21 protein-coding genes are annotated in these 26998 nt (G+C 73.0%); 9 read left to right on the forward strand and 12 right to left on the reverse strand.

What is annotated here, in order from left to right:
- Positions 1–3741: a cellulose synthase subunit BcsC-related outer membrane protein gene (locus JJQ90_RS08635; RefSeq protein WP_216874383.1), complete on the forward strand. Its 3741-nt coding sequence runs from the start codon at positions 1–3 to the stop codon at positions 3739–3741.
- A 12-nt stretch (positions 3742–3753) separates the two neighbouring features.
- Here JJQ90_RS08635 and JJQ90_RS08640 read toward each other — a convergent pair whose 3' ends face one another.
- The 4 genes from JJQ90_RS08640 to JJQ90_RS08655 form a co-directional block, all read right to left on the reverse strand.
- On the reverse strand, positions 3754–4167 hold the full coding sequence (locus JJQ90_RS08640; RefSeq protein ID WP_216874385.1) for a protein-tyrosine phosphatase family protein: 414 nt from the start codon (positions 4165–4167) through the stop codon (positions 3754–3756).
- Entirely contained in the window at positions 4164–5006 is an 843-nt protein-coding gene (locus JJQ90_RS08645; RefSeq protein WP_216874387.1) for a c-type cytochrome, read from the reverse strand. Before JJQ90_RS08645 ends, JJQ90_RS08640 begins: the two co-directional genes overlap by 4 nt.
- A gap of 95 nt (positions 5007–5101) precedes the next feature.
- Entirely contained in the window at positions 5102–5995 is an 894-nt protein-coding gene (gene pssA, locus JJQ90_RS08650; protein ID WP_216874389.1) for a CDP-diacylglycerol--serine O-phosphatidyltransferase, read from the reverse strand.
- Positions 5992–6720: a phosphatidylserine decarboxylase gene (locus JJQ90_RS08655; protein WP_268958608.1), complete on the reverse strand. Its 729-nt coding sequence runs from the start codon at positions 6718–6720 to the stop codon at positions 5992–5994. The genes pssA and JJQ90_RS08655 overlap by 4 nt, the downstream gene beginning before the upstream one ends.
- 6 nt (positions 6721–6726) lie before the next feature.
- On the opposite strand from JJQ90_RS08655, the gene JJQ90_RS08660 reads away from it, so the two are divergent.
- Positions 6727–7140, forward strand: coding sequence for a hypothetical protein (locus JJQ90_RS08660; RefSeq protein ID WP_216874393.1), 414 nt, complete (start codon positions 6727–6729; stop codon positions 7138–7140).
- Here JJQ90_RS08660 and JJQ90_RS08665 read toward each other — a convergent pair.
- From JJQ90_RS08665 to JJQ90_RS27470, 3 genes are all read right to left on the reverse strand, one after another.
- Entirely contained in the window at positions 7086–9149 is a 2064-nt protein-coding gene (locus JJQ90_RS08665) for a LysM peptidoglycan-binding domain-containing protein (RefSeq protein WP_216874395.1), read from the reverse strand. The genes JJQ90_RS08660 and JJQ90_RS08665 overlap by 55 nt on opposite strands.
- A gap of 106 nt (positions 9150–9255) precedes the next feature.
- Positions 9256–10227, reverse strand: coding sequence for a Bug family tripartite tricarboxylate transporter substrate binding protein (locus JJQ90_RS08670; protein ID WP_230410499.1), 972 nt, complete (start codon positions 10225–10227; stop codon positions 9256–9258).
- 175 nt (positions 10228–10402) lie between these two features.
- Complete coding sequence (locus tag JJQ90_RS27470) at positions 10403–11089, reverse strand: cold-shock protein (RefSeq protein ID WP_329959413.1); 687 nt, start codon at positions 11087–11089, stop codon at positions 10403–10405.
- 244 nt (positions 11090–11333) lie between these two features.
- On the opposite strand from JJQ90_RS27470, the gene JJQ90_RS08680 reads away from it, so the two are divergent.
- Positions 11334–14708, forward strand: coding sequence for a DEAD/DEAH box helicase (locus JJQ90_RS08680; RefSeq protein WP_216874397.1), 3375 nt, complete (start codon positions 11334–11336; stop codon positions 14706–14708).
- Positions 14709–14774: 66 nt separating this feature from the next.
- Positions 14775–15794 carry an ABC transporter substrate-binding protein gene (locus JJQ90_RS08685; RefSeq protein WP_216874399.1) on the forward strand — a complete coding sequence of 340 codons (1020 nt, stop codon included), beginning with the start codon at positions 14775–14777 and terminating at the stop codon, positions 15792–15794.
- Positions 15795–16056: 262 nt separating this feature from the next.
- Here the strand turns inward: JJQ90_RS08685 and JJQ90_RS08690 are convergent, their stop codons facing one another.
- Positions 16057–17223 carry an NADH:flavin oxidoreductase/NADH oxidase gene (locus JJQ90_RS08690; protein WP_216874401.1) on the reverse strand — a complete coding sequence of 389 codons (1167 nt, stop codon included), beginning with the start codon at positions 17221–17223 and terminating at the stop codon, positions 16057–16059.
- Positions 17224–17284: 61 nt separating this feature from the next.
- Between JJQ90_RS08690 and JJQ90_RS08695 the strand changes: the two genes are divergently transcribed.
- Genes JJQ90_RS08695 through JJQ90_RS08705 form a run of 3 tightly spaced genes read left to right on the forward strand, consistent with a single transcriptional unit; the run spans position 17285 to position 20732 of the window.
- Positions 17285–19567 (forward strand): xanthine dehydrogenase family protein molybdopterin-binding subunit, encoded by a 2283-nt coding sequence (locus JJQ90_RS08695; RefSeq protein WP_216874403.1) that lies wholly within the window; start codon positions 17285–17287, stop codon positions 19565–19567.
- Positions 19564–20289, forward strand: a complete 726-nt coding sequence (locus JJQ90_RS08700; RefSeq protein WP_216874404.1) for an FAD binding domain-containing protein — start codon at positions 19564–19566, stop codon at positions 20287–20289. The genes JJQ90_RS08695 and JJQ90_RS08700 overlap by 4 nt, the downstream gene beginning before the upstream one ends.
- Positions 20286–20732 (forward strand): (2Fe-2S)-binding protein, encoded by a 447-nt coding sequence (locus JJQ90_RS08705; protein WP_216874405.1) that lies wholly within the window; start codon positions 20286–20288, stop codon positions 20730–20732. Before JJQ90_RS08700 ends, JJQ90_RS08705 begins: the two co-directional genes overlap by 4 nt.
- Here JJQ90_RS08705 and JJQ90_RS27475 read toward each other — a convergent pair.
- Together JJQ90_RS27475 and JJQ90_RS08715 are read right to left on the reverse strand one after the other, a co-directional pair.
- Entirely contained in the window at positions 20726–21700 is a 975-nt protein-coding gene (locus tag JJQ90_RS27475) for an NAD(P)-dependent oxidoreductase (RefSeq protein ID WP_216874406.1), read from the reverse strand. The two genes, JJQ90_RS08705 and JJQ90_RS27475, sit on opposite strands and share 7 nt — an antisense overlap.
- Positions 21700–22671, reverse strand: coding sequence for a Bug family tripartite tricarboxylate transporter substrate binding protein (locus JJQ90_RS08715; RefSeq protein ID WP_216874407.1), 972 nt, complete (start codon positions 22669–22671; stop codon positions 21700–21702). The genes JJQ90_RS27475 and JJQ90_RS08715 overlap by 1 nt, the downstream gene beginning before the upstream one ends.
- Before the next feature lie 223 nt (positions 22672–22894).
- Between JJQ90_RS08715 and JJQ90_RS08720 the strand changes: the two genes are divergently transcribed.
- Positions 22895–23857, forward strand: coding sequence for a Bug family tripartite tricarboxylate transporter substrate binding protein (locus tag JJQ90_RS08720; RefSeq protein ID WP_216874408.1), 963 nt, complete (start codon positions 22895–22897; stop codon positions 23855–23857).
- A gap of 16 nt (positions 23858–23873) precedes the next feature.
- Here the strand turns inward: JJQ90_RS08720 and JJQ90_RS08725 are convergent, their stop codons facing one another.
- A complete protein-coding gene (locus JJQ90_RS08725) occupies positions 23874–25268 on the reverse strand; it encodes an AtzE family amidohydrolase (RefSeq protein WP_216874409.1) in 1395 nt (464 codons plus the stop codon).
- The gene (locus JJQ90_RS08730) at positions 25265–25486 is read right to left on the reverse strand and encodes a DUF4089 domain-containing protein (protein WP_216874411.1); all 222 of its coding nucleotides are present in this window, start codon (positions 25484–25486) and stop codon (positions 25265–25267) included. Before JJQ90_RS08730 ends, JJQ90_RS08725 begins: the two co-directional genes overlap by 4 nt.
- Before the next feature lie 105 nt (positions 25487–25591).
- On the opposite strand from JJQ90_RS08730, the gene JJQ90_RS08735 reads away from it, so the two are divergent.
- The gene (locus tag JJQ90_RS08735) at positions 25592–26995 is read left to right on the forward strand and encodes an NAD(P)/FAD-dependent oxidoreductase (RefSeq protein WP_329959414.1); all 1404 of its coding nucleotides are present in this window, start codon (positions 25592–25594) and stop codon (positions 26993–26995) included.
- Positions 26996–26998 lie beyond the last annotated feature (3 nt).

Genomic DNA, 26998 nt, shown 5'->3' on the forward strand with positions numbered 1-26998 from the left:
ATGGGACCGCGCCTTCCCCTGGCCCTGATCGCCACCCTGGCGGCCACCTCCGCATGGGCACAGGGGGAGGCGCCGGCCGCCGCGCCCGCACCAGCCGCCGCCGCGCCATCCGGCTCCCCCGCCATCACCATCCTGATCCGCCAGGCCGAGCGCCTGATCGCCCAGAACCAGCTCGCCTTGGCCTCCGCCGCGATCGAGCGCGCCTTGGCGGCGGAGCCCCAGAACCCCTCGGCGCTGGCCACGGCCGCGCGGCTGGAACTGGCGCGCGGCAATCGCGATGCCGCCGCCAGCTACCTCGCCCGCCTGCAGCGCACCGGCGCCGTGACGCAGCTCGCGGCGGTGGAGGACGCCGTGCGCGCCGCCACGCTGGACCGCAACGCCCTGGAGGAAGCCCGCCAACTGGCCCAGGACGGTCGCGCCGCGGCGGCGGTGCAGCGCTATCGCGCCGTCTTCGGCAACCGCCCGCCGCCCGAGGAATTCGCCACCGAATACTACCAGGCCATGGCCGGTGCGCCGACGACACGGGCGGAGGGTCTGCGCAACCTCGGCCGCATCGCCGACCAGCCCGAGGCGGATGTCTGGGCGCGGCTCGCCTATGCGCAATCGCTCACCTTCGACCCCGCCACCCGACTCCAGGGCATCGAGCGTCTGCGCGCCTTGGCCGAGGTGCCGGCCGTCGCGGTGGATGCGCGGCGCGCCTGGTCCACCGCCATCGGCTTCGCCGCCGGCGACCCGGCGATGCGCCCCCAGGCCGAGGCCTTCCTGCGGCGCTTCCCCGGCGACGCCGCCATGACGGAACGCCTGGCCGCGATGCGGGAGGCACCCGCCCCGGCCGCAGCCGACCCCGACGCCCTCGCCCGCCAGCAGGCCTTCCAGCGCCTGGAGGCCGGCGCGCTGGGCGACAGCGCGCAGCGCTTCGAGGCTCTGCTGCGCGACAATCCCCGCGACGCCGATGCGCTTGGCGGCCTCGGCATCATCCGGCTGCGGGAGGGCAATCAGGCCCAGGCGCGGGACCTGCTGGAACGCGCCATCGCCGCCAATCCGGCCGGCGCGGCGCAATGGCAGCGGGCGCTGGATGCGGCCAGTTTCGGGTCGGAGGTCGCCGCCGCCCGCGCCGCGCTGCGCCGTGGCGCGCTGGAGGAGGCGGGGATCGAGGGCCGCCGCGCCGCCCTGCGCGACGTGGAGGATCGCTCCGATGCCGAGGCGGTGCTGGGTGAGATCGCCCTGCGCCGGGGCGACGCGCCCGGTGCCGAGGCACGCTTCCGCGCAGCGCTCGCCCGCCGCCCGGGCCTGCCCTCCGCCCAGGCCGGGCTGAATGCGGCGCTGCGGGCGCAGAACCGGGGTGGCGAGGTGGTCGCCGCGCCGCGCCAGGAAGCCGTGCCCCGGGGCGAGCCCGCCGGCGGCACCGCCCCCGCGCCCGCCGCCGCCTCCCGCTTCCGCAACGAGGCCGCCCGGGCGGCCGACCCCGCCGCCGCCGCCGCTTTGCTGCGCAACGCCGTGGCCGCCGCGCCGGACGATCCCTGGATCCGCCTCGACCTCGCCCGCGCCCTGCGCCGCCAGGGCCGGGGCGCGGAGGGCCGCGCGCTGGTCGAGGAACTCGCCGGCCGCCTGATGACGCCGGACGCGACCTATGCCGCCGCCCTGATGGCGGAGGAGGATGGCCGCCCGGCCGATGCCGATGCCTTCCTGTCCCGCATCCCCGCCGCCCGGCGCAGCACCGACATGCAGCGTCTTGCGGTGCGCATCCGCAGCCAGCGGGATGTGGCGGCGGCGGTGGCGCTGATGGCGGCCTCGCCGCTGGATGGCCGGACCCGGCTGCTGACCATCGCCGCGCGCCCCGACCCGACCGGGGCCACCGCCGCCGCCGTGATCCGCGCCTTCGGCGAGGCCGGGGACCGCCCCGGCGCCGGGGAGGCCGCGCGCGTCGCCGCCATCGCCAACCGCACCCAGACCCCGGCCCGCGTCGCCATCGCCGGCGCGCTGCTCTCCGCCGGGCTGGAGCCGGAGGCCGTGGCCCTGGCGGCGGAGATCGAGGCTGGCGGCGTCAGCCCGGCCGTGCAGCGGGACCTCGCCGCGCTGCGCGGAGGTGCCGCGATCCGCGCCGCCGACCGGCTGAACGAGGCCGGCGACCAGGCCGGCGCCTTCGAAAGGCTGCGCCCGGCCCTCGCCTCGGGCGACAATCCGGCGGCGCAGCTCGCCCTGGCACGCCTCTACATCACCGCGCGCCAGCCGGCGGAGGCGCTGCGCATCGCCGAGACCCTGCTGGCCCGCGACCCGCGCAATGTGGAAACCCGCCGCGCCGCGATCGAGGCCGCCATCGCCGCCGGCGACCGCCAGCGCGCCGCGCAGCTTCTGGCGGAGGGGCGGACGGCGATGCCGGGCGATGCCCGGATGCTGCTGCTGGAGGCGCGGGTGGCGCGCGATGCGGGCGATGGCGATGCGGCGCGGCGGGCGCTGGAATCGGCCTCCCGCCAGCGGGCCGTCGAGTTGGGCGTTGGCGGGCGCGGCTCGGCCGCGGCGACGCCCAGCGGCATGGCCAACCCCTTCGGCCCCAGCGCCGTGGCCCGCACCGGCGCACCGCCGGACCCGCTGGCCCGCGAGATCGAGCGGGAGCTGGCGGCGCTGCGTGACGATGTCGGGCCGAGCCTCGCCGCCGTCGCCCATGGCCGCATGCGCTCCGGCGATGATGGCCTCGACAAGCTGAGCGAGCTGTCGACGCGGCTGGAGGGGGTGGCGGCGGTGCCTGCCGTGGGCGGCAGGCTGACCGCCTATGCCGAGCCGACCACCATCGATGCCGGCTCCGTGGCCAATTCCCGCCAGGCGCGGCAGCGCTTCGGCACCAGCATATTGAACGGCGCGGGCACCCTGCCGGCGCCGACCGACAGCGGCGCCTCCGGCGTCGCCGTGGGCCTTGCCTATCGGCGGGGCGACTGGCTGCGCTTCGATGTCGGCAGCACGCCGATCGGCTTCCAGACCTCCAACATCGTCGGCGGCGCCGAGCTGGCGCCGGAGCTGACGGCGGGCGGGCTGCGCCTGCGCATGACCGCCGAGCGGCGCGGCATGAATGACAGCCTTCTGTCCTGGTCCGGCGTCACCGATCCGCGCACCGGCACGAGCTGGGGTCCGGTGCTGCGGACCGGCGGGCGGGCGCAGCTCGAATTCCCGATCGGCAATGGCTACGGCTATGTCGGCGGTGGCTATTCCATGCTCGATGGCAGCGGCGTCGTCTCCAACAGCCGGATCGAGGGCGGCGCGGGCGTGTCCATCCCGGTCTGGCGCCAGGGGGAGGGGGAGCTGCGGACGGGCCTCGACCTCGTCTACCTCGCCTATGAGCGGAACCTGCGCTACTTCACGCTCGGCCATGGCGGCTACTTCTCGCCGCAGCAATATACGGCGCTGAACATCCCGGTGGATTATCGCGGGCGCAGCGGCGACCTCTCCTACCGTGTCGGCGCAACCATCGGCTATGCCGCCTGGCGCGAGGATTCAGCCCCGGTCTTCCCGAATGATTCGAACCTGCAGGGCCAGCTCGCCTCGATGGCGGAGGCGACGGCCGGAACCGCGGATGCGGTGCTGGCCAATTACCGCAGCCAGTCCTCGGCCGGCGCCGTGGGCGGCGTGCGGGCGGAGATGGATTACGCGCTGAACACCAATCTCTCGATCGGCGCCGGGCTGAACTACGACAAGGCCTCCGACTTCGACGAGACGCGCTTCCAGTTGCGGCTGCGCAACCGGTTCTGAGCCCTGGCCCCGTCAGGGCCAGGTGAAGCCGCGCGCCGTGGCTTCCTGGGCCGGGGTCTCGGCGGCGTGCGGCAGGTAGTGGGCACGCACATAGTCCAGCGGATCGCCCGCCACGCCCGCCGCCTTGACGAGGCAGGCCATGAACAGCCCGGTGCGGCCGACCCCGGCGCGGCAGCCGATATGCACGGGCCGGTCCGGCTCCGCTTCCAACTGGCGCAGCACCTCGCCCACCGCCGCGCGCAGCGCCGCCGGCTCCGGCAGGCCGAAATCGGCGGTGGGCAGCGGCACATCCGCCAGCCAGGCCTTCTGGGACTGCATCTCCAGGCAGACGCCGAAGGCGCCGTCGGGCAGGGAATCGAAGGGGCCGCCGGTGATGGTCACCGGCCGCCCGGCGACCGTCAGCGGCAGCCTGCCACGGATGGTCATGGCTGCACCGGCAGGCTGCGCAGATAGGCGACCAGGTCGCCCAACTCCTGCTGCGTCATGTTCGCATAGGCCCAGAAGGCCATGGGCGGGGCGAGCTGGCGGCCGCTACTGGACACGCCCTTGGTGATCGCCTCGACGATCTGCGCATCGGTCCAGCCGCCCAGCCCGTTCGCATGCGGCGTCAGGTTGCGCGCCACGGAGACGCCCCAGGGGCCGCGGAATTCCATGCCGCCGGCCCCCAGCCGGGTCCGGTCGTTCTGCCCGGTGGGCAGCATCGGGGTGTGGCATTCCATGCAGTGGGCGACGGCATTGGCCAGGTATTCCCCGCGCGCCACGGGCGTGTCGGCCGGCGGCGCCACGCTGACGACGGGCGGGCCATAGGCCGGCGGCAAAGTGATGCGATAGACGCTGCGCTCCACCCGGTTCGCCACCGGCGGCACCGTGCGCAGATAGGCGACGATGGCGGCCAGGTCCTGGTCCGACAGGCCGCGATACAGCGTCATCGGCATCGGCGGGCCGATCAGGCTGCCATCGGGGCGGATGCCCTCCCGGATCGCGCGGGCGAGCTGCGCATCGGTCCAGCGGCCGATGCCGGTCTCCGGGTCGGGGGTGATATTGGGGGCGACGGCGCGGAAGGGCGGCTCGTCGAACACCGTGCCGCCCGCCAGGATGCGACCCGCCACCGGCCCCTGCGGCCCCATCGGCGTGTGGCAATTGCCGCAGGCGCCGGTGACCTCCACCAGATGGCGGCCACGCTCCAGCAGCGCGGGCTGGGCAAGGGCGGAGGAGGCCAGGGCGGGCAGCAATGCCCCCAGGGCCAGGCCGATGATCCGGAACATGTTCGCGTTTCCCCAGGCTGCGGCAGCGCGCGCAGACTGGCGTCGCAACGTTACGTCCGCAAGGGCGGAGCGCGGCCCCTTCGCTTCACATCATGTCATGCGGTCGGGGTCTGCGCGGCCTCCGGCTCGATCAGCGACTCCGCCTCCCGCTTCAGGGTCACGTAGGACTTCAGCGAGAAGGGCAGCATGCCGAGATAGATCACGCCCGCCGCCGCCAGCGCGGCCCAGGGCTCCGCCACCAGGAAGGCCACATACAGCCCCGCGCCCAGCAGCAGCGGCAGCACCGCGGCGCGCGGAACCCGGAAGTTCTTGAAGGACCAGGTCGGCAGGGTGCTGACCATCAGCACGCCGACCGCGACCAGCACGACGCCCACCAGCACCGGATGGCGGATGGCATCCCCGGTGCCGACCCAGCCCCATTCGGAAAAGGCCAGGGCACCAAACAACGGGAACAGGGCGCAGCCGGCCCCGGCCGGCGCCGGGACGCCGGTGAAGAAGCTGTGGGCATAGGCGGGCTTGGGCGCCGGGCCGATATCCAGCGAGGCATTGAACCGCGCCAGCCGCAGGGCGGAGCAGACGGCGAAGAGCAGGCAGGGCACGAAGCCCAGCGGCCCGACCGTCTGCATCGACCACAGATACAGCACCATGGCCGGCGCCACGCCGAAGGACAGAAAATCCGCCAGGCTGTCGAATTCCGCGCCGAAGCGGGATGTCGCCTTCAGCAGCCGCGCCAGCCGCCCGTCCAGCCCATCGATCACCGCCGCCACCACGATCAGCGCCGCGGCCAGGGCGAAGCGTCCCTCGATCGCGGCGCGGATGGCCACCAGCCCGGCGCAAAGGCCGAGCATGGTCAGGATGTTCGGGATCAGCCGGTTGAAGGACAGGCCCTCGAAGCGCGGCCGGGTGCGCCGGCGGAAGCGCCGCAGGCCGCGCAGGCGTTGTGCCTCCGGTGCCGCCTCACTCACGCGGGATTCGCCATCGGCATTCATGCCGGGTTGGCCATCGGCAGCAGCTCCGCCACCACCGTCTCGCCGCCGATCATGAGCTGGCCGACCGCGACCAGCGGCCGGGCGCCTTCCGGCAGGTACACGTCGGTGCGGCTGCCAAAGCGGATGATGCCGAAACGGTCGCCTGCCTGCACCTGATCCCCCTCCCGCACATGGCACAGGATGCGGCGGGCGATCAGCCCGGCAATCTGCACCACGGCCACGTCCCGCCCATCCGGCATGCGGATGGCGAGCGCATTACGCTCATTGTCCACGCTCGCCTTGTCCAGGCTGGCATTCAGGAAGGCGCCATGCCGGTAGGCGATCCTGGTGACAACGCCATCCACCGGCATGCGGTTCACATGCACGTCGAGGACCGAGAGGAAGATGCAGACGCGGTAGCGCGGCGCCGGGCCGAGGCCCAGCTCCTCCGGCGGCACGGCCGGGCCGGCCATCACCACGCGGCCATCCGCCGGGGCCAGCACCACCTGTCCCCGGGGCGGGGGCACCCGTTCCGGGTCGCGGAAGAAGTACAGGCAGAACAGCGTGAAGAGCACGCCGGGCCAGAACAGCCAGCCGCCGAGCAGCAGCCCGCCGATCACGGCGACGGCGAGGCCGCCATAGATGAAGGGACGCCCGGCCGGGTGCGGGCGGGAGAGGACGAGTCGAAGGCTGGAGATCAGGCTCATGCGGTCGCTTATGGTATGTTCATCCTTCGCGGACAACATGCATCCATGGACCCTACCCCGCATGGACCTTTCCTGGTCGCGCTTGACGGCCAGTTGACCCCGGTCGGCCGCCCCGCGCTGCGCTTCGCCTGGCGAGGGCGCGGCTGCGAGGCCGTGGTCAGCGCCGGCCATATCACCCTGGCGGCCCAGGCCGGTGCGGTGCCCTATACCATCGATCGCGCCGCGCTACGCCCGGCCGCCTTCGCGGCGCTGGAGGCTCTGCCGGCGGAACTGCCGGAAGGCTGGCGCCTGCGCCTGCTGCCCGACCATCGGGTGCGGCTGGAACATGCGATGGAGCTGGAGGGGACGACGACGGCGACCGCGCTGGTCAGCGCCATGGTGGGCTTCGCCCTGGCGCTGGACCCCTATCTCGACCGGCTGGAATCGGCCGGGATGGAGGCCGGGATCGTGAAGACCTGACCGGGGAAGATCAGGTTCGGATTGCGGATCTGGTCCCGGTTGGCCTCGAAGATCACGGTGTAGCGGATGCCCTGGCCATAGGCGGCCCGCGCCAGGCGCCACAGGTTGTTGCCCGGCTGCACTACCACCCGTCCTTCCGCGACGCTGCCGGGCGGCAATTGGTCGCGTTGGAAGGGCAGCTCGATCCGTGCCGCGACGGCGCCATTGGCCGCGACCTGGTCGAGCCGCAGGCGGTGCCGGCCGATGGCGGGCGCTTCCGCCGGCGCCATGGTCCAGCGGCCCTGCGCATCGGCCTCCGCATCCCCGGCGTGGCTGTCGTTGACATAGATGCGGACGGAGGCGCCGGGCGCGGCCGTGCCGGCGAAGCGGATGCTGCCGGCATCGGTGTAGTCCACCACCTCCAGCCCCAAAGCGGGGCCGGCCGCCGGGGAGGTCCCCACCGTGGACAGCGCGGTTGTGCCCTGCAGCACGCGGGCAGGTCCAGCCTCGGCGGGCGGCAGCAGCACGACAAGGGGACGCGCCGGTGCGGGTGCCTGGACCGTGGCCGGGATCGGGGGCGATGTGGCGGCAGGTGCCTGTGCGGCGGCGCGGCGCTCGGCCTCGGCCTGGGCGATGGCGGCGATGCGGGCCTCGGCCTCGGCGCGCGCGATGGTGGCGGCGCGGCTCTCGGCCTCCGCGCGGGCGATGGCGGCGGCGCGGGCCTCGGCCTCCGCCACGGCCTTGGCGGCCGCCGCGGCTTCCGCGCGGGCGATGGCCGTGGCGCGGGCTTCGGCCTCGGCGAGGGCAAGGGCAGCCAGGCGCGCCTCGGCCTCGGCCTGCGCCAGGGCTTCGGCCGCGGCCCGTGCCTCGGCGATCGCCCGGGCTTCGCGCGCGGCGGCGTCAGCGCTGGCCTGGAGGCGCGCGGCCTCCGCATCACGCGCGGCTTCGGTCGCTTCCGCGGCGGCCACGGCCGCCTGTAGGGCGGCGTCGACGAGGCGGGTGGCCTCCGCCTGGGCCAGGTCATCGGTCCGCGCGGCGGCTTCGGCGCGGGCGGCTGCCGCGCGTGAGGATTGTTCCGCCTGGGCGGCGGCGAGCTGCTGGGCCTCCCGCAGCCTGCGGGCCGCGGTCTCTGCCTGCGCCAGACGTTCCGCCTCCGCGGTCGCTGCCGCCTGTGCGGCGGCCTCGGCCTGGGCGCGGCGCTGGGCCTGCGCGGCGGCTTCGGCCTCGGCGAGGCGTTGCGCCTGGGCGGCGGCTTCGGCCTGGGCGAGGCGTTGCGCCTGTGCGGCGGCTTCGGCCTCGGCGAGACGTTGCGCCTGTGCGGCGGCTTCGGCCTGGGCGAGGCGTTGGGCCTGTGCGGCGGCCTCGGCCTGGGCGAGGCGTTGGGCCTGTGCGGCGGCCTCGGCCTCGGCGAGGCGTTGGGCCTGTGCGGCAGCCTCGGCCTCCGGCCGCGGCGTCTCCGCCACCAGGACCGGCTCAGGCACCACCACGACGACAATATCGGGGCCGGCGATCTCGACGCCGCCGATCCGGGCGCGCAGCGAGAATTGCCGGCTGCCCGGGCGCATCGGATCGGGGGGCAGGATCACCCATTCGCCGCGCGCATCCGCGCGGGCGCGGCCGATCTCCCGCCCATCCTCGAACAGGATCACCTCTGCCCCCGCGGCCGCACGGCCGGCGACCACAACTCCGCCACGGGCACCGACCCGCACCACGTCGAAGCGCGGCGGCTCGGGCGGCGGGGGTGCCGCGGCGGGGGCGGTGACGGTGGCGGTACCCTGCGGCACAGCCGGCGCGATGACGGCCGGTGCCGTCGCCGCAGGCGCCGGTGCTGTCACCGCAGGCGCCGGTATCGCCGGCACCGTCACGCCTGGCGACGATGCGGCGGCCGGGGCGCTGGAGGGGGCCTGGGACACTGGACGCGACGGCGCATCCCCCGCCGGATCGTTCTTCACGAACCGGCTGGCGACAAACGTGGCGAGTCCCGAGGAGACCACGACCACGATCAGGAGGGCGCGCCCGCTGCTCGTCATGCCCATGTAACTAGGCCGTGATGCCCTGCGCGCACAAGGGCTTAGGCGCCTTGCATTTCAGCCCTTCCGCACCCACCGGCGCCGAAATCCCCCCCCTGGCGCCCGGTCAGTTCGCCTGGGCGCCGGAGGCGGCGACAACGCGGCCCCATTTGGCCCGCTCCTCCACCACGAAACGGCCGAAATCCGCGCCGAGCCGGGTGCCCGGCGTCGCGCCGCCCTGGGCGAAGCGGGCGCGCAGCCCGGCATCCGCCAGCGCCGCGCCGCAGGCCGCCTGAAGCCGCTGCAGCACCGCCTCCGGCGTGGCGGCGGGCGCCACCAGGCCGAACCAGGCCTCCGCCGCAAAACCCGGCACGCCCGATTCGGCCACCGTCGGCAGCTCGGGCAGGGCCTCGGCGCGGGCCGCCCCGGCCACCGCCAGGCCACGCACCTGGCCGCCACGCACCTGCGGCAGGGCGGCGGGCATGTTGTCGAACATCATCTGGATCTGCCCGCCCACCAGGTCCGTCATCGCCGGGGCCGCGCCGCGATAGGGCACGTGGACGATGTCGATCCCCGCCATCGACTTGAACAACTCCCCGGCCAGGTGGTTGGTGCTGCCATTGCCGGAGGAGCCGAAGGCCAGCTTGCCCGGATCGCGCTTCGCCAGCGCCACCAGCTCCGCCACCGAGCGCACGGCCAGGCCGTTGGTGACCATCAGCACGATCGGCACGCTGGCCACCAGCGCGACCGGCGCGAAGTCCCGCTGCGGGACGAAGGGCATGTTGCGGAACAGGTGTTCGTTGATCGCCAGCGGCCCGGGCGCGGTCAGCAGCAGGCTGAGACCGTCTGGCGACGCCTTGGCGATGCTGTCGGCCCCGACATTGCCGCCGGCCCCGGCGCGGTTTTCCACGATCACCGGCTGGCCCAGCCGTTCGCGCAGCGCCTCGGCCAGTTGCCGGGCGATGATGTCGTTCGAGCCGCCGGGCGGGAAGGGCACGACGATGCGCAGCGGGCGATCGGGCCAGGCCTGGCTGAAGGCGGGCGCGGCGAGTCCGGTGGCGAAGGCGGCGGCCATCAGGCCGCGGCGGGGCAGGATCATGAGGACATTTCCCTTTCGGCGGCTCGGATGGCCGCCTGATGCCCTGTCCTTCTATCGCCGCATCGCGCTGCCCGGCAAACGGGCGCCTGTCCGGTGCCCCATGAAAAAGGGGGGCCACGAAAAAAGGCGGCAACCCCGCGGTTGCCGCCCTGATCTCACCTTGGGATCGAAATCCTCAGGCGGCGGTGACGGAGGCCGCTTCCGGCCCCTTCTTGCCCTGCACCACGCGCAGCGTGACCGACTGACCTTCGGTCAACGGGCGCAGGCCGCTGCGTTCCAGCGCCGTGGCGTGGACGAAGACGTCCTTGCCGCCATCGCTCGGCGTGACGAAGCCGAAGCCCTTCTCGGCACTGTACCATTTCACCGTGCCCTGGACTTCCTCGCCCGCGCCGGGGGGGGGCGGGGCGCGGAAGCCGGCGCCACCCGAGGGCGGGCCACCCGGGCGCGGGCCGGCGCCGCGCGGCGGCGAGGCCGGAACCTCACCCACCTCGCCGACCTCCAGCACCTCGGTCACCTGCGGGCCGCGCTCGCCCTGGCCGACACGGATGCGCAGCTTGGTGCCGGGCAGCGCCGAATCGGCGCCGGCGCGCTGCAGCACGCTGATATGCAGGAAGGCGTCGCCGCCACCGCCATCGACCGCGACGAAGCCGAAGCCCCGTTCCGGATCGAAGCGCTTCACCACCGCGGCGACGTCCGGCCCCGAGGCCACGGGCCCGGAGGACCGGCGCGGTGCGCCGGCGGAGGAGGGCGAATAGCTCGGGGTGGGCGGAGGTGCCCACCCGCCCTCCTGCGGCATGTCGTCGTCGAAGCCTCGCTTGCTGCGGGCTTTGCGGTCTCGCCGCCAGTCGTGCGTGTTGGTCATCTCTGGACTCGCCTGTTCGGCCGCGACCGCGTCCGGCCCCGCCGTCTCGTGGATTCGAGCCCGGGGAGGAGGAGCGGCCGCACCGGCCTGACCCGCAGTATAGGTCACCAGCGCCGTGCTTCAACGTATGAAGCGCAATGAAGCGCGGAAAGCTGCGGCGAATCTGGTCACGGCGACGCCAGAAGCCCGCCCTGCCTGCCTGGACGGCCTGGAAAGGCCCAGGAAGCGCCGCCATGATCCGCCCATGGACCCGACGAACTCGTCCCTGCTGCTGCATGCGCTCAGCGATACGGTGCTGCGCCGCTCCTTCGGCGAGGCGGCGCTCCAGGCCGGCAGCGCCTATGCCAGCCAGGGGCGGGTGCGCCGGATGGAGATGGCGGCGAATGGCCAGATCCTGGCGCAGGTGCAGGGCACGGCCACGCGGCCCTATCGCCAGTCCATCACCCTGCTGCCGCGACCGACCGGCGGTATCGCGTTCCTGCACAGCTGCACCTGCCCGGTCGGCCTGCATTGCAAGCATGTGGCGGCGGTGCTGGTGCGGCTGCGCGCGGCGCCGGCGCAACTGGCCAGCCTGCAACACGCGCTTCGGCTGGCACCCGCCCCCGCGGCGCCGGCCGTGCCGCCCGAGGTCGCGGCCTGGCTGTCCCGCCTTACCAGCGAGGCCACGCCACCCGCCCCGCCCCGCGACCAGCGACAGGTGCTGTTCCTGTTCGACCTGCCGCCGATGCCGCCGGGCCAGACGGGTGGCCAGATGGGCCGCCTGACCGCGAAGCCGGTCACCGTGCAGATTCGCAAGGACGGCAGTATCGGTGCCGCGCGCAATCTCGGCTGGCGCGGCGTTCCGCCCCGGCCGGCCTATATCGAGGAGGCCGACGCGCCGCTGCTGCGCCGGCTGGATAACCTGCGCTGGAGCCATCACGAGCTGGGCCGTGATGAGGAGCCCGCTGAATTGCTGCGCCGCATCCTCGCCACCGGCCGGGCGCGATGGAGAACGGCGGAAGGCCCCACCCTGCGGGAGGGGCGGCCGCGGCCGGGCGACATTGCTTGGCAGGTGGAGGAGGATGGCGGGCAACGCCCCGTGCTGACCCTGCCGGCCGGCCTGCAGGGCTTCCTGCTGGACGGCTATCGCTACCTCGATCCCGCCAGGGGCGAGGTCGGGCCGGTCCGCACCGAACTGCCGCCGGCCCTGCTGCTGCCGCTGCTGACGGGGCCCCCGATCCCGCCCGACGCCGCGCCGCATGTCACGGAGGCCCTCGCCCGGCTGCTGCCCGGCACGCCGCCACCCGTGGCGCTGGACCCGCCGCAGCCGCTGGACGGCCCGCCGGCCCCGCTGCTGCGGCTGATCCGCACCACGCTGCCCTTCGACCCGGCGGCCCCCCGCAACCGCCGGCCCGCCTATGGCAAGCCCCTCGAATCCGAGGTGCCGGCGGCGCTGCCATCCTTCCGCTACGGCCCGCTGACGCTGCCGCCAGGCGGCGACATGGCGCCGCGCACCCTGCGCCATGACGGCCGGCTGTATCGCCTGAACCGCGACGCCCAGGCGGAATGGCTGGCGCTGGACCGGCTCGTCGACGCCGGCCTCACCCCGGCCGGGGATCTGGCGCCGGCCTATCTGCCCTTCCGGTCGAAGGGCGAGTGGCTGCTGGCCGAGGACGCCGCCCTGGGCGGCTGGCTCGGCTTCCTGCTCGACCAGGTCCCCGCGCTCCAGGCCCAGGGCTGGCAGGTGGAGATCGCCGAGGACTTCCCGCTGCGCCTGGTGGAGCCCGCCGACGCGCCCAGCGCGACACTGCGCGAGGGCTCCGGCATCGACTGGTTCGAGTTGGAACTCGGCGTCACCGTGGATGGCGAAAGGCTCGACCTGGTGCCGCTGCTGCTGCGGATGATCGGCGGCGGGAAGGGGCAGGCCCTGCTGGCGGACCAGCCGGACGACAAGCCGCTGCTGCTGCCCATGGCGGATGGAAGGCTGCTGCGCCTGCCGATGGCGCGGCTGCGCCCGACGCTGCAGGCCCTGGACGAATTGCTGGCCGACGGGGCGCAGGACCCGGAGGCGGCGGGCATCGGCTTCTCCCGCCTCGATGCCCCCCGCCTCGCCGCCTTCGAAGCCGCCAGCCAGCTCCGCTTCGAGGGCGGGGAGGCGCTGCGCAGCCTCGGCCGGCAATTGCGCGAGGCCGGCGGCACGGTGCCGCCGGTGACCATCCCGCCCGGCTTCCAGGCGGATCTCCGCCCCTATCAGGCGGAAGGCGTCGCCTGGCTGCAAATGTTGCGCGGCGCGGGCCTGGGTGGAATCCTCGCGGATGACATGGGCCTGGGCAAGACGGTGCAGACCCTGGCGCATCTGGCCATCGAACAGGCGCAGGGGCGGCTCGATCGCCCGGCGCTGATCCTCTGCCCCACCAGCCTGATCCCGAATTGGCGGCGGGAAGCGGCGCGTTTCGCGCCCGATCTGCGGCTGCTGGTGCTGCACGGCACCGCCCGCAAGGCCGCCTTCGGCGAGATCGCGGGGCACCATCTGGTGCTGACCAGCTACCCGCTGCTGGGCCGCGACATCGAGACCCTGGCCGCCCAGGACTGGCGCATCCTGATCCTCGACGAGGCCCAGGCGATCCGCAATCCGAAGGCGGAAACCAGCCAGGCGGCGCGGCGGCTGAAGGCGGACCAGGTGCTGTGCCTGTCCGGCACGCCGCTGCAGAACCACCTGGGCGACCTCTGGGCGCTGTTCGACCTGCTCGCCCCCGGCTTTCTCGGCAGCGAGAAAAGCTTCCGCAGCCGCTACCGCACCCCCGTCGAGAAGCGCGGCGACACGGCCCGCCAGGCCGCCCTGGTGCAAAGGGTGCGGCCCTTCCTGCTGCGGCGGACCAAGGCGGAGGTGGTGCGCGACCTGCCACCCAAGACCGAGATCGTCGAACCCGTCGAACTCGAAGCCGCCCAGCGCGCCATCTATGAAGGCATCCGCCTGGCGATGCATGAGAAGGTGAAGGCCGCCATCGCCAAGCGCGGCCTGGCACGCTCCGGCATCATCATCCTCGATGCGCTGCTCAAGCTGCGCCAGGCCTGCTGCGATCCGCGGCTGCTGAAGCTGCCCGTCGCGCGCAGCGCCAGACCAGGCTCCGCCAAGCTCGACCGGCTGATGGAGCTGCTGGAGACGCTGCTGGAGGAAGGCCGCCGCGTGCTGGTCTTCTCCCAGTTCACCAGCATGCTGGCGCTGATCGAGGACAGGCTGCGCGCCGACGCCATCCCCCACCTGATCCTGACGGGCGACACCAGGGACCGCGACACGCCGGTGCGGCAGTTCCAGGACGGGGCGGTGCCGGTCTTCCTCATCGGCCTGAAGGCCGGCGGCGTCGGGCTGAACCTGACGGCGGCCGACACGGTCATCCATTACGACCCCTGGTGGAACCCCGCGGTGGAGGACCAGGCCACCGACCGCGCCCATCGGATCGGCCAGGACCGCCCGGTTTTCGTGCACCGCCTGGTCACCCTCGGCACCATCGAGGACAAGATGGAAACGCTGAAAGCGCGCAAGCGCGAGCTGGTGGCCGGCGTGCTGGGCGGGGAGGAAGGCGCCGCGCTGAACTGGACCGAGGCGGATATCGAGGCGCTGTTCGCCCCGGGGGGATGAGGCGGCCCTGGCACCGGTCTTGCTAGCTAAGGTCCGGACATTACCCGCATCTTCCGGAGGAATCGCATGACCCTGGCCCGCCGCACCCTGCTCGGCGCCACAGCCGGCCTGCTCGCCGCGCCCGCCCTCGCCCAGGCGCCGGAGCGCATGCGCTTCGTGCTGAACTTCCGGCCCGATGGCGGCACCGCCGGCTACCTGCTGGCCCTGTCGCGCGGCTACTACCGCGAAGCCGGGCTCGACGTGACCATCGACGGCTCCTCCGGCTCCGGCGACGCCATCACCCGCGTCGCCTCCGGCAACTACCAGATGGGCAGCGGCGATATCGCCACCCTCATCGAATTCCATGCCCGCAACCCCGCCGCCGCGCCGAAGGTGGTGATGTCCCTGCACGACTCATCGCCCCAGGCGATCATGAGCCTCGGCGCCACCCGCATCCTGAAGCCCGAGGACCTCGCCGGCCGCACCATCGGCCAAGGCCCCGCCGACGGCGCCTCCCGCATGTTCCCGGCCTTCTGCCGCATCAACAACATCCCGATGGAGCGGATGCGCCTCCAGCAGGTCACCCCGGCACTGCGCGACCAGATGCTGATGACCCGCCAGGTCGATGCGGTCACTGGCTTCGACTACACCGTCTTCTTCAACCTCAAGGCCAACGGCGCGAAACCCGAGGACATCCACACCCTTCGCTACGCCGACCACGGCATGGACTTCCCCGGCAACGCCATGCTCGCCAGCCGCAGCTTCATCGCCGAAAAACCCGACGCCGTCCGCCGCTTCCTCTCGGCCTCCACCCGCTGCTGGCACGACGTCATGGCCGACCCCGCCAAGGCCGCCTCCGAACTCAAGCGCCAATTCCCCCTGCTGGAAGAATCCATCGAAGCCGAACGCATCATCTACCTGCGCGACCGCCTGATGATCACCCCCCGCACCCAAGCCGACGGCCTCGGCACCCTCTCCGACACCCGCCTTACCGAAACCATCGCCCTCGTCAAAGACGGCTTCGGCCTGCCATCCGCCCCCCCCAACCCCGAAATCTACGACGGCCGCTTCCTGCCCAGCGCCGACGAGCGACGCCTGCGGGGGTAGGAGCGAGGGTCAGCGCGGGTGGTTTGCAAGGAGGGCTCTGCCCTCCCTGCACCCTCCCGCCAGGAGGCAGTGGCCTCCTGGACCTCAGGACCTTGAACAGAAATGGAGAGGGGCCAGCAGGACCGCCGAACACGCGGTACCTCTGGCCCCTCTCCATTTCTGTTCATGAATCAAAGGGTTCCAAGGGTCCACTGACCCTTGGCAGGGGGTGCAGGGGGACAGCGTCCCCCTGCAATCACGCAGCGCTGTCCCCCTTCGCGCCCTACTCCGCAGCCGTCTCTTGTCCGGTGGGGAAGCGGCGGCGGACTTCGTCGCGGCGTTCGAGCCACCAGGCGTAGGAGGGGGGGAGGAGGGGGAGGGGGTTTTGGCCGAGGGTTTGGGCGGCGTGGGTGGGCCAGTTGGGGTTCCACATCATTTCGCGGGCCAGGGCGATGAGGTGGCAGGAACCGTCCTGCAGGTAGGATTCGGCCTGGTGGGGGTCGGTGATGAGGCCGACGGCCATGGTGGGGAGGCCGGTTTCGCGGAGGATCTCGGCGGCGAAGGGCACGTGGTAGCCGGGGGTGCGGGGGACGACGGCGAGGGTGAGGGGGCCTTCGATGCCGCCGGAGGAGCAGTCGACCAGGTCGATGCCGCGTGGTTTCAGGGCGTGGCAGAGGGCCAGCGTGTCTTCCATGTGCCAGCCGCCGCCGCGGCCGTCGACGCAGGACAGGCGGATGAGCAGGGGTTTGGTGGCGGGCCAGGCGGCGCGGACGGCCTCCACCAGTTCGAGGCCGAAGCGCATGCGTCCCTGCCGGTCGCCGCCGTAGGAGTCGGTGCGGTGGTTGGTGATGGGCGAGAGGAATTGCTGGATGATGTAGCCGTGCGCGGCGTGGATTTCGAGGATGTCGAAGCCGGCGTCATCGGCGCGGCGGGCGGCGTCGGCGTGGAGCTGGATGACGTGGCGGATGTCGTTGGCGTCCATTTCCTTCGGGATCATGGCGCCGGGCTTGAAGGGGATGGGGCTGGGCGCCAGGCCGGACCAGGGCGGGCGGCCGTTGGCGGCGTCTTCCTCGGTCAGTGGAGAAAAACCGTCCCAGGGGGCGCGGGTGGCGACCTTGCGGCCGGCATGGCCGATCTGCATGGCGCTGGCGCTGCCGTTCGCGCGCAGGAAGTCGGTGATGCGGCGCCAGGCGCGGGCCTGTTCGTCGGTGTAGATGCCGGGGCAGTCATAGGTCTTGCGGGAGCGTTCGGAGACGCTGGTTTCCTCGCAGAAGACCAGGCCGGCGCCGCCGAGGGCGAATTTGCCGAGATGGACCAGGTGCCAGTCGCCAGGGATGCCGCCGGGGTCGGAGCGGTACTGCGACATCGGCGAGACGACGATGCGATTGCGCAGTGTCACGCCACGCAATGCGTAAGGGGTGAGCAGAAGGGGTGTGGCGGCGTCGGTCATCGGCAACTCCGGTCGTGCGGGCAGGTAGGCCCGGGCGGCTGTGGGATGCAAGATGGTGGCCATGGATGCCAAGGGATGGATCGGCGCTTCGGTGCCGCGGCGGGAGGATGCGCGGCATCTGCTCGGCCAGGGGGTGTTTGCGGGGGATGTGACGGCGCCGGGGATGCTGGAGCTGGCCTTCTGGCGCAGCCCGGTGGCGCATGGGCGGATCGGCGCGGTGACGCGGCCGGCCGGCGTCTATGTGGCAGGCGAGATCGGGCCGGTGACGCTGCTGCCGGCGGGGCCGGACATGCCGGGTTTCCGGCAGGCGCCCTATCCGCCGCTGGCGGAGGAGGTGGTGCGCTTCGTCGGCCAGCCGGTGCTGGCGGCGCTGGCCGCGACGCGCGGCGCGGCGGAGGATTTGTGTGCGCGCTGCGAGGTGGAGATCGCGCCGCTGCCTGCTTTCGCCGATGTGCCTGCGGCCTTGGCGCCGGGGGCCGCGGTGCTGCATCCGGGCTGGGCTGACAACCGCTACGGGTCCGGCCATGTGAAGGCGGGCGATGTGGCGGGGCTGGATGCGCCCATCCGCATCCGCCGACAGCTCGGCCTCGGCCGGCAATCGGCGGCGCCGATGGAGCCCCGCGCGCTGATCGCCGTGCCGGACCGGCGCACCGGGGAGTTGGTGCTGCACATCTCCTCCCAGGGGCCGCATGTGCTGCGGCATGCGCTGGCGGCGATGCTCGGCCTGCCGGAATCGCGGCTGCGGGTGGTGGCGCCCGATGTCGGCGGCGGGTTCGGCGCCAAGAACCGCCTGATGCCGGAGGAGGTGGTGGCCTGCGCCCTCGCCCTGAAGCTGGACCGCCCGATCCGCTGGGTGGAGGACCGCCGCGAGCATCTGATGGCGGGGGCCCAGGCCCGCGAACATCTGTACGACCTGACCCTGCATGCGACGCGCGACGGCATCGCGCTGGGAATTGAAGGCGAGTTATGGGTCGATGCCGGCGCCTATGCGCTCTGGCCGACCGGCGCCTTCGCCGAGGCCGGCATGGCGGCGCGCAATCTCGGCGGGCCCTATGGCATCGCGCATCTGGATGTGCGGCACCATACGGTGGCGACCACCAAGCCGCCGATGGGCCCCTATCGCGGCGTCGGCCGCACCGGCGCCTGCTTCGCGATCGAGCGGCTGATGGATGCGCTGGCCGATGAGGTGGGGGTTTCGCGGTACGACATCCGCCGCCGCAACCTGATCGCCCAGCTGCCGCACACCACCGCGGCGGGCATGACGCTGGATACCGGCGACTACCCGGCCGCGCTGGAAGCCTGTGCCGGCATGCTCGACCTGCCGGCACTGGAAGCGCGGCGCGCGGCGGGGGAGAAGGTGGGCGTCGGCTTCGCCATCTACACCGAGCAATCCGGCCACGGCACCACGGAATGGGCCGGGCGAAAGGCGCGCGTGGTGCCGGGGCACGAGACGGCGACGCTCCGCATGCACCCGGATGGCAGCCTTACGCTGCTGACCGCCATCCACAATCACGGCCAGGGGCTGGAGACGACGCTGGCGCAGATCGTGGCGGAGGAGCTGGGCCTGCACCCGGATGCCATCGCGGTGCGGCACGGCGATACTGGTCTTTCGCCATTCGGCTTCGGCACCTTCGCCTCCCGCTCCCTGGTCTTCGCGGGCGGCGCGGCCAAGGCGGCGGCCGAAATGTTGGGTGCGAAGCTGCGGCGCATCGCCGCGCATTTCCTGCAGGCGGATGTGACGCTGGTGGATCTGCGGGAGGGGCGCGCCTGGGCGGGCGCCGCTTCGATCCCGCTGGTCGACCTCGCCCATGCCGCCACCATGCGCCAGGAACGCCTGCCGCCCGGCGAGCCGCCGGGGCTGGAAGCGACCGCCGATTACTGCCCGCCCGAGGATGCCGGCGTCTTCTCCTACGGCGTGCACGCCGCCGTGGTGCGGGTGGATGCGGAGACCGGCGCGGTGGCGCTGGAGGATTACTGCGTCGCCGAGGATTGCGGCACCATGATCAACCCGATGGTCGTCGACGGCCAGGTGAAGGGCGGCGTGGTGCAGGGCATCGGCACCGCGCTGACGGAAGAGCTGCGCTTCGATGCCGAGGCCCAGCCGCTGTCCACCACCTTTGCCGAGTATCGCCTGCCGGATGCGCCCAGCCTGCCGGAAATCCGCGTGCTGCACCTGGTGACGCCGGCGCGCAGCACCGTGCATGGCGCGAAGGGCGTGGGGGAGGGTGGCGCCATCGCACCGCCGGCGGCCATCGCCTCTGCGGTCGAGCAGGCGCTCGGCCTCGGCATGGTGGTGACGCAGACGCCGGTGACGCCGCGCCGTGTTCTGGCGGTGCTGCCATGATCCCGGCCCCCTTCACCCTGCGCCGCGCCGCGACCTGGCAGGCGCTGCCCGAACTGCTGGAAGACGCGCTGCCACTCGGCGGCGGCCAGTCGCTGATGCCGCTGCTGGCGCTGCGACTGGCGGAGCCTACCGCCTTGGTGGCGCTGCGCGCGCTGCCCGGCTTTTCCGACATTGCGGAGCGCGACGGCGCGCTGTGGATCGGCGCCGGCGTCACCCATGCGCGGATCGAGGACGGCATCGGCCCGGCCCCCTTGCGCGATTGGCTGTCGCAGGTGGCTGCCGGCATCGCCTATCGCCCCGTGCGCAACCTCGGCACGATCGGCGGCAGCCTGGCGCTGCACGACCCGGCCGCGGATTGGCCGGTGGCGCTGCTGGCGCTGGGCGCGAGCGCCGTTCTGCGGCAGGGCGATACGCGGCGGGTGCTGCCGATGGCGCAATTCCTGACCGGCGCCTTCGCCACGGCGCTGCAACCCGGCGAGGTGATCGAGGCCGTGACCATCCCGATCCCCGCCCCCGGCACGCGCTTCGGCTGGTGCAAGCTCGCCCCCGCCCCGGGCGCCTTTGCGGATGCGCTGGCCGGCGTGTTTCGCGCGCCCGGCGCCGCGCCGCGCATCGCCGTGGCGAGCCCGGCGGGTGCGCGTTTGATGCCCGAGGCGCCGCCGCCTGACGACCCGCATCTGGCGCGGCTGCGCGCCGTCGCGATCCGGCGGGCCGGCGCATGACCCGGCTGTGTGTCAATGGCGAGACCCATGATGTCCGCTGCGAGGATCGCGATTCGCTGGCGCTGGTGCTGCGCGATGCCCTCGGCCTGACGGCGACGCGGATCGGCTGCCAGCACGGCAGTTGCGGCGCCTGCAATGTGCTGCTGGAGGATGTGCCCGTACGTGGCTGCCTGGTGCCGGCGGCACTCGCCGAGGGCCAGGCCGTCACCACCCTGGAAGGCCTGCGCGACGACGCCGTGATGATCCGCCTTCGCGCGGCTTTCACCGCGCATCACGCGCTGCAATGCGGCTATTGCACCGCCGGCATGCTGATCGCCGCGCGGGACCTGATCCTGCGCGGCCGCGCGGGATCCGCGGCGGAGGTGCGGGCCGGCCTTGCCGGGCAGCTCTGCCGCTGCACCGGCTATGACGGCATCGTCGCGGCGGTGCTCGCGGCTCAATAGCCCCGCGCGCGATCCACCACCTGATGCAGCGGTTGGCCGGCGCGGAAGCGCGCCAGGTTGGCGAAGAAGGCCTCCAGGCAGCGCGGGGCGTAGTCCGCCGGATCGTAAAGCCCGCAATGCGGCGTGATGACCAGGTTCGGCGTATCCCACAGCGGATGCTCCGGCGGCAGCGGTTCCTGCGGCAGCGCATCCAGCACCGCGCCGGCCAGCCGCCCCTCCGCCAGCCTTGCGGCCAGCGCCGCGGCGTCGAGGATTTCGCCCCGGCCGATATTCACCACGCCCGCATGACGCGGCAGCAGGTCCAGCTCCGCCGCGCCGATCAGGCCGTTGGTCGCCGGGGTCAGCGGCAGGGCGATGACGAGGAAATCCGCCTGCGGCAATTGCGCCCGGAAGCCATCGCCCCGGCTCATCTCCACGACATCCGGATGCGGCCGGCCCGACTGGCTGTTGCCCAGCACCCGCATGCCCTGCCGCGCCAGCGCCGTCGCGGCGGCCCCGCCGAGCGCCCCCATGCCAAGGATCAGCGCGGTCTTCCCCGTCACCGTGCCCCCGGGATTCGGCGCCCAGCGATGCGAGCGCTGCGCGGTGGCGAAGAAGGGGATCTGGTTGTTCAGCATCAGCACCGACAGCAGCGTGAATTCCGCCGCCTTCGGAATATGCGTGCCGCTGGCATTGGTCAGCACCACCGCCTCCGGCAGCCCGGCCTTCAGCAGCCATTCGACGCCGGCGCTGGTATAGCTGATCCAGCGCAGTTTCGGCGCACGCCGCGCCAGGTCGTGCAAGGGCGCGCCGCCGGCCAGCAGCAGCACCTCCGCCGTCGCCAGCCCCGCCTCCAGCGCCGCCGCCGTCTGGCCGAAGCTGAGTTCCACCGGCTGCCCCGCGGCGGCGGCGCGGAGACGCGGCTCGGAAAAGGCCTCCGCGATGGCGGAGGCCGGGTTCACCTGCACATGCAGTCGCGTGGGGGCCACTATTCGATGCGGATGTTGTTGGCGCGGATGATGCGGCCGTAGCTTTCGGTCTGCTCCGTCAGGATGCGGCGGAAGGTGGCGGCGCCCTCGGCGCGGACCTCGCCGCCCAGCTCGCCGATGCGCCGCACGATGTTTGGCTCCTCCAGCACCTGCGCGATCTCCCGCTCCAGCCGCGCGATGACGGGTGCCGGTGTGTTGCCCTGGGTCAGGATGCCCTGCCAGGTACCGGAATCCGGCTCCGGCCAGCCGAGCTCGCGGAAGGTCGGCAGGTTGGGCAGGGCGGCCAGGCGCCTGGTGCCGGTCACGGCGATGCCGCGCATCTGGTTGTTCACCACGAAGGTCTGCGACTGCGTGGCGCCGGCCAGGGTGAAATTCGCCTCATTGGTGACCAGGGAGGTCAGCGCCGGGGCACCGCCGCGATAGGGCACATGCACCACATCGCCGCCCCAGCCATTGGCGAGCGAAGCGGCGACCAGGTGGCTGAGCGTGCCGGTGCCCGAATTGGCGGCGTTCAGCTTGCCCGGATTGGCCTTGGCATAGGCTGCGAGTTCCGCCGCGTTCTGCACCGGAAGCTGGTTGTTCACCGCCAGGATATAGGGCGCGTAGACCACCATCTGCACCGGCGCCAGGTCGCGCAGGCTGTCGAAGGGCAGGCGCGGGAACAGATGCGGGTTGGTGGCGAGGACGGAGATGTCCAGCAGCACCATGGCATGCCCATCCGGGCGGCTTTTCGCCACCAGGTCGGCGCCGATATTGCCGCCCGCGCCGGCCCGGTTCTCCACCACCACGGATTGCCCGATCTTCTGGCTGAGCGAGGGCGCGACCAGGCGCGCCAGGATGTCGCTGGTCCCGCCGGGATTGAAGGGCACGATCAGGCGGACGGTCTGGGTGAAGTCCTGGGCGCGCAGGATGCCGGGCGCGGCCAGCAGCGGCGCGGCGGCCAGGGTTTGCAGGATGGTGCGGCGTTGCATGGCGCGGGTCTCTCCCAGGTGCTGCGCCTCTCCGGGCGCGATCGGGCGGAGTTTCACGCCCGGTGGACGGCGCCACAAGGCCGCCGATGCGCGGCGGGGTGTCGTGACCGATGACGTTCCGAATCGTGGCACGCGGATTGCTGCCCTCGCGGGACGCGAATTGCTGTTTTTCAGCATGTTCATCCGCGCCGGAAGCGTCATCCGGCCCCGAATTGGAGTTCCCATGCGCCGTCGCTCGCTGCTCGCCTTGCCCGCTCTGCTCGCCACCCCCGCCTTGGCCCAGGCGCCCGCCTGGCGCCCCAACGCCCCGGTTCGCTACGTCATCGGCTTCCCGCCCGGCTCCAGCTTCGACATGGTCGGCCGCATCGTGGCGGAGGGCGCGGCGCCGCTGCTCGGCCAGACCGTGGTGGTGGAGAACCGGCCCGGCGCCGGCACACTGGTGGCGGTGCAGTCGGTGAAGACCATGCCGGCCGATGGCCAGACCGTGCTGATGGTGGCCAACAGCTTCACCGTGAACCAGTCGCTGCACAAGCCGCAGCCCTATAGCGCGATCCGGGATTTCGACCCGCTGGCGCTGCTGGTCTACACGCCGCATGTGCTGGTCTGCCACCCGTCGCTGGCCGCAGATTTCGCCGGCTTCATGGCCAAGGCGAAGGCCGCGGGGCGCGGCCTGTCCTTCGGCACCAATGGCCAGGGCACCAGCCAGCATATGGGGCTGGAGCATCTGAAGATGCTGGCCGGGCTGAATGCGGAGCACATCCCCTATCGCGGCGTGGCGCCGATGCTGACCGATCTGCTGGCCGGCCGCGTCGACTATTCCATCGGCAACCTGTCCGATGTGCTGCCGGCGGTGCGCGACAACCGGCTGGTGCCGCTCGGCATCGTCGCCGATGCGCGCCACCCGCTGCTGCCCGCGCTGCCGACGCTGACGGAGCTGGGCTTCCCGCAGCTTCTGTCCGACACCTGGTATGGCGTGGTGCTGCCGGCCGGGGCGCCGGAGCCGGTGAAGGCGGCGCTGTCCGGCGCCTTCCTCCAATCCATCGGCCGGCCGGAGGCGCGGGAGCGTCTGGCGGCGGTTGGCCTCGATGTGCTGGCGCGCGGGCCGACGGAACTGCGCGACCGCATCCAGCGCGACACCACCACCTATGCCGAGATCATCCGCGCCGCGAATCTCACGGCGGGGTAAGCGCTTCGCCCGGGGCTCATCCCAGCGGCTGGGGCGCGCCGGCGATGCCGGCGCGTTCCAGCGCGGCGGCGACGCGAAACAGCACATCCTCGCGCCAGGGTGCCGCGATCAGTTGCACGCCGATCGGCAGGTTGTGCGGCGTGCCGGCGGCGGCGGGATCGGCCAGCGGCACCACCAGCACCGGCAGGCCGATGCAGGAAATCGGCTGGGTATGGACGCCGAGATTGGGACGGATCGGCAGGATGCGCCCATCCAGCTCCGTCATCGCCTGACCGAGCGGCGGCGCGACGAAGGGCGTCGCCGGGGCGAGGATGACATCCACGCTGTCGAACAGCGCCAGCACCGCCGCGCGATAGGCCGCGCGCATCCGCTGCGCCTGCACCACCCAGCCCGCCGGCAGCAATGCGCCGGCCAGGAAGCGGTCCCGCGTGCCGGGGTCGAAGTCCCCGGGCCGGTCGCGCAGATCGGGCAGGTGCAGCTGGCCACCCTCCGCCATGGTGATGAGGAAGGCCGCTGCCCGGCCACGCGCCGCCTCGGGGATGGTGACGCGCCGCGTGGCGCCCAAGGCCCGGGCCAGCACGGCGACGGCGGCGAAGGCCTCCGCATGGCCATTGCGCGCGAAATGGTCATCCGCCACCGCGATGCGCAGCCCGCCAGGTCCCGCTCCCAGCAGGCCCGACACCGGCTCGGCGTCGCGCCGCTGCTGCGCCGGGTCCTCCGCGTCAAAACCCTGCAGCGCGTCATAGGCCAGCGCCAGGTCGGCGATGTCCCGCGCGAAGGGACCCAGATGGTCCAGCGCGGCGACGAAGGGGTAGCTGCCCTGCCGCGACAGCCGGCCATAGCTCGGCTTCAGCCCATAGATGCCGCAGAGCGAGGCCGGCACGCGGATCGAGCCATTGGTGTCGCTGCCCAGCGCCAGCGGCACCAGCCCATCCGCCGCCGCCGCCGCCGAGCCGCCGGAGGACCCGCCGGCGATGCGCGTCAGGTCGTGCGGGTTGCGGCAATCGCCGTCATGCGCATTCTCCGTGGTGAAGCCATAGGCATATTCATCCATGTTGAGCGCGCCGAGGCAGACCGCCCCCGCCGCCCGCAGCCGCCGCACCAGGAAGGCGTCACGGGCGGCGGCGGGCCGGCCGCGCTCGATCTTCGCGCCGGCCCGGGTGGTGACGCCTTCCAGGTTGAACAGGTTCTTCACGGCATAGGGCACGCCGGCCAGCGGGCCGGGGTCCCGCCCCGCGGCGATGGTGGCATCCACCGCCGCGGCCTCCGCCCGGGCGCGGGCGGCGGTGACCTCGGTGAAGGCATGTGTGCGGGGGTTGCGCGCGGCGATGTCGGCCAGCGCCGCTTCCGTCACCTCCGCCGCGCGCAGCTGGCGGGACCGGATGGCGGCGGCGGTGGCGGCGGCGCTCATCGGGCGACGAAGACCGGTGCCGGTTCATCGGTGATGTCGAGCGGCCAGCCCTGCACCAGGGCGGCCATCTGCGCCGCGAGCTGGAGGTTGGCGACGACGCCCGGCAGATGCGCCGGCGCGATCTCCAGCCCGATCAGCCGGGCCGTCTCGCGGGCATGCGCCGCCGCATCGAAGGCGGGACCCTGGGGTGGGCCGGCGGCGGGCGCGCTGGGGGCCATGGCGTCTCTCGCATGCGGGGCTGGACAGGCGGAACGGCGCCGATAAGGCTGCGTGCTGCGGCGGGGGCACAGCAAGGCCCGTGCCACCCGCAACCGGAGAAGCCCGTGTCCCTGGATCTGCTTGAGGCCCGCCTGCGCCAGGATCTGGCGATGCTGAACCTGCCGTCCGCCAATTGGGTGCCGCCGCGCCCGGATGGGGCGCTGGATGTGCTGGTGCTGGGCGGCGGCATGCTCGGCCTGTCCGCCAGCTTCGCGCTGCAACGCCTGGGCATCGCCCGGCACCGGGTGCTGGAAGCGGCGCCGGCGGGGCAGGAGGGACCCTGGGTGACCTATGCCCGCATGCTGACCCTGCGCTCGCCGAAGCATCTGGTCGGCCCGGCGCAGGACCTGCCGAGCCTGACCTTCCGCGCTTGGCACACCGCCCAGCATGGCGAGGCGGGGTGGGAGGCGCTGGGCAAGATCCCCCGCGCGATGTGGATGGACTATCTGGTCTGGCTGCGCCGCGTGCTGGCGCTGCCGGTCACCAATGGCATCACCGCCACCCGCATCCGCCCCGGCCGCGACGGGGTGGTGGCGGTGCAGACGGATCGGGAAGGTCTGATCCTGACGCGCCGCCTGGTGCTCGCCACCGGGCGGGACGGGCTCGGCGGGCCGCGCCTGCCGGACTGGATGCCGGCCAGGCAGGGGCCGCGCATCCGCCACAGCAAGGACCCGATCGATTTCGCCGCGCTGGCCGGCCAGGTGGTCGCCGTGGTGGGCGCCAGCGCCTCCGCCGTCGACAATGCCGCGACGGCGCTGGAACACGGCGCGGCGGAGGTGCATCTGCTGGTGCGCCGCGCGGCGCTGCCGGTGCTCAACCGCTTCAAGTCCATGGTGCATGCGGGCTTCACCCATGGCATGCCGGGGCTGGACGACGCCACGCGCCTCGCCATCCTGATGGCGGCCTTCGAGGGTTCGGTCGCGCCGCCGCGCGAATCGCTGCTGCGCCTCGCCGCCCATCCCGGCTTCCGGCTGCACCTCGCCACCCCGGTGCTGGGGGTGGCGGAGGAGGCTGCAGGCGTGACGCTGACCCTGCCGGGCGGGCCGATGCGGGTGGCGATGCTGATCCTCGGCACCGGCTTCGCCATCGACCTGTCGCGCCGCCCCGAACTGGCGGATCTCGCGCCGCATGTGCGGCTCTGGGCCGATGCGGTGGAGGTGCCGGGCGGGCTCGGCGAATTCGCCACCTACCCCTATCTCGGCCCGGGCTTCGAGTTCCAGCCGCGCGGCGGCGCCCGCACCGGCTGGGTCGGGCGGGTGCATGCCTTCAACATCAGCGCCATCGCCAGCCTCGGCCTCATCAGCGGCGACATCCCCGGCGTCGGCGACGGCGCGCGACGGCTGGCGGAGTCGATCGCACGGTCGCTGTTCGTGGAGGATGCGGCGCATCACCTGGCGGCCGTGCGCGGCTATTCCGACAGGGAGCTTCTGGGGGATGAAATTCCACCCGCGGCACTCGTGGGGGGATGATCT

Origin of the sequence: Falsiroseomonas oleicola (assembly GCF_019029495.1) — a bacterium.
Lineage (GTDB): Bacteria > Pseudomonadota > Alphaproteobacteria > Acetobacterales > Acetobacteraceae > Falsiroseomonas > Falsiroseomonas oleicola.

Excerpts from the sequence above, each read along its gene's own strand:
- JJQ90_RS08635 (WP_216874383.1), top strand. The coding sequence starts at position 1 with ATGGGACCGCGCCTTCCCCTGGCCCTGATCGCCACCCTGGCGGCCACC.
- JJQ90_RS08640 (WP_216874385.1), bottom strand. The coding sequence starts at position 4,167 with ATGACCATCCGTGGCAGGCTGCCGCTGACGGTCGCCGGGCGGCCGGTG.
- JJQ90_RS08645 (WP_216874387.1), bottom strand. The coding sequence starts at position 5,006 with ATGTTCCGGATCATCGGCCTGGCCCTGGGGGCATTGCTGCCCGCCCTG.
- pssA (WP_216874389.1), bottom strand. The coding sequence starts at position 5,995 with ATGAATGCCGATGGCGAATCCCGCGTGAGTGAGGCGGCACCGGAGGCA.
- JJQ90_RS08655 (WP_268958608.1), bottom strand. The coding sequence starts at position 6,720 with ATGTTGTCCGCGAAGGATGAACATACCATAAGCGACCGCATGAGCCTG.
- JJQ90_RS08660 (WP_216874393.1), top strand. The coding sequence starts at position 6,727 with ATGGACCCTACCCCGCATGGACCTTTCCTGGTCGCGCTTGACGGCCAG.
- JJQ90_RS08665 (WP_216874395.1), bottom strand. The coding sequence starts at position 9,149 with ATGACGAGCAGCGGGCGCGCCCTCCTGATCGTGGTCGTGGTCTCCTCG.
- JJQ90_RS08670 (WP_230410499.1), bottom strand. The coding sequence starts at position 10,227 with ATGATCCTGCCCCGCCGCGGCCTGATGGCCGCCGCCTTCGCCACCGGA.
- JJQ90_RS27470 (WP_329959413.1), bottom strand. The coding sequence starts at position 11,089 with ATGACCAACACGCACGACTGGCGGCGAGACCGCAAAGCCCGCAGCAAG.
- JJQ90_RS08680 (WP_216874397.1), top strand. The coding sequence starts at position 11,334 with ATGGACCCGACGAACTCGTCCCTGCTGCTGCATGCGCTCAGCGATACG.
- JJQ90_RS08685 (WP_216874399.1), top strand. The coding sequence starts at position 14,775 with ATGACCCTGGCCCGCCGCACCCTGCTCGGCGCCACAGCCGGCCTGCTC.
- JJQ90_RS08690 (WP_216874401.1), bottom strand. The coding sequence starts at position 17,223 with ATGACCGACGCCGCCACACCCCTTCTGCTCACCCCTTACGCATTGCGT.
- JJQ90_RS08695 (WP_216874403.1), top strand. The coding sequence starts at position 17,285 with ATGGATGCCAAGGGATGGATCGGCGCTTCGGTGCCGCGGCGGGAGGAT.
- JJQ90_RS08700 (WP_216874404.1), top strand. The coding sequence starts at position 19,564 with ATGATCCCGGCCCCCTTCACCCTGCGCCGCGCCGCGACCTGGCAGGCG.
- JJQ90_RS08705 (WP_216874405.1), top strand. The coding sequence starts at position 20,286 with ATGACCCGGCTGTGTGTCAATGGCGAGACCCATGATGTCCGCTGCGAG.
- JJQ90_RS08715 (WP_216874407.1), bottom strand. The coding sequence starts at position 22,671 with ATGCAACGCCGCACCATCCTGCAAACCCTGGCCGCCGCGCCGCTGCTG.
- JJQ90_RS08720 (WP_216874408.1), top strand. The coding sequence starts at position 22,895 with ATGCGCCGTCGCTCGCTGCTCGCCTTGCCCGCTCTGCTCGCCACCCCC.
- JJQ90_RS08725 (WP_216874409.1), bottom strand. The coding sequence starts at position 25,268 with ATGAGCGCCGCCGCCACCGCCGCCGCCATCCGGTCCCGCCAGCTGCGC.
- JJQ90_RS08730 (WP_216874411.1), bottom strand. The coding sequence starts at position 25,486 with ATGGCCCCCAGCGCGCCCGCCGCCGGCCCACCCCAGGGTCCCGCCTTC.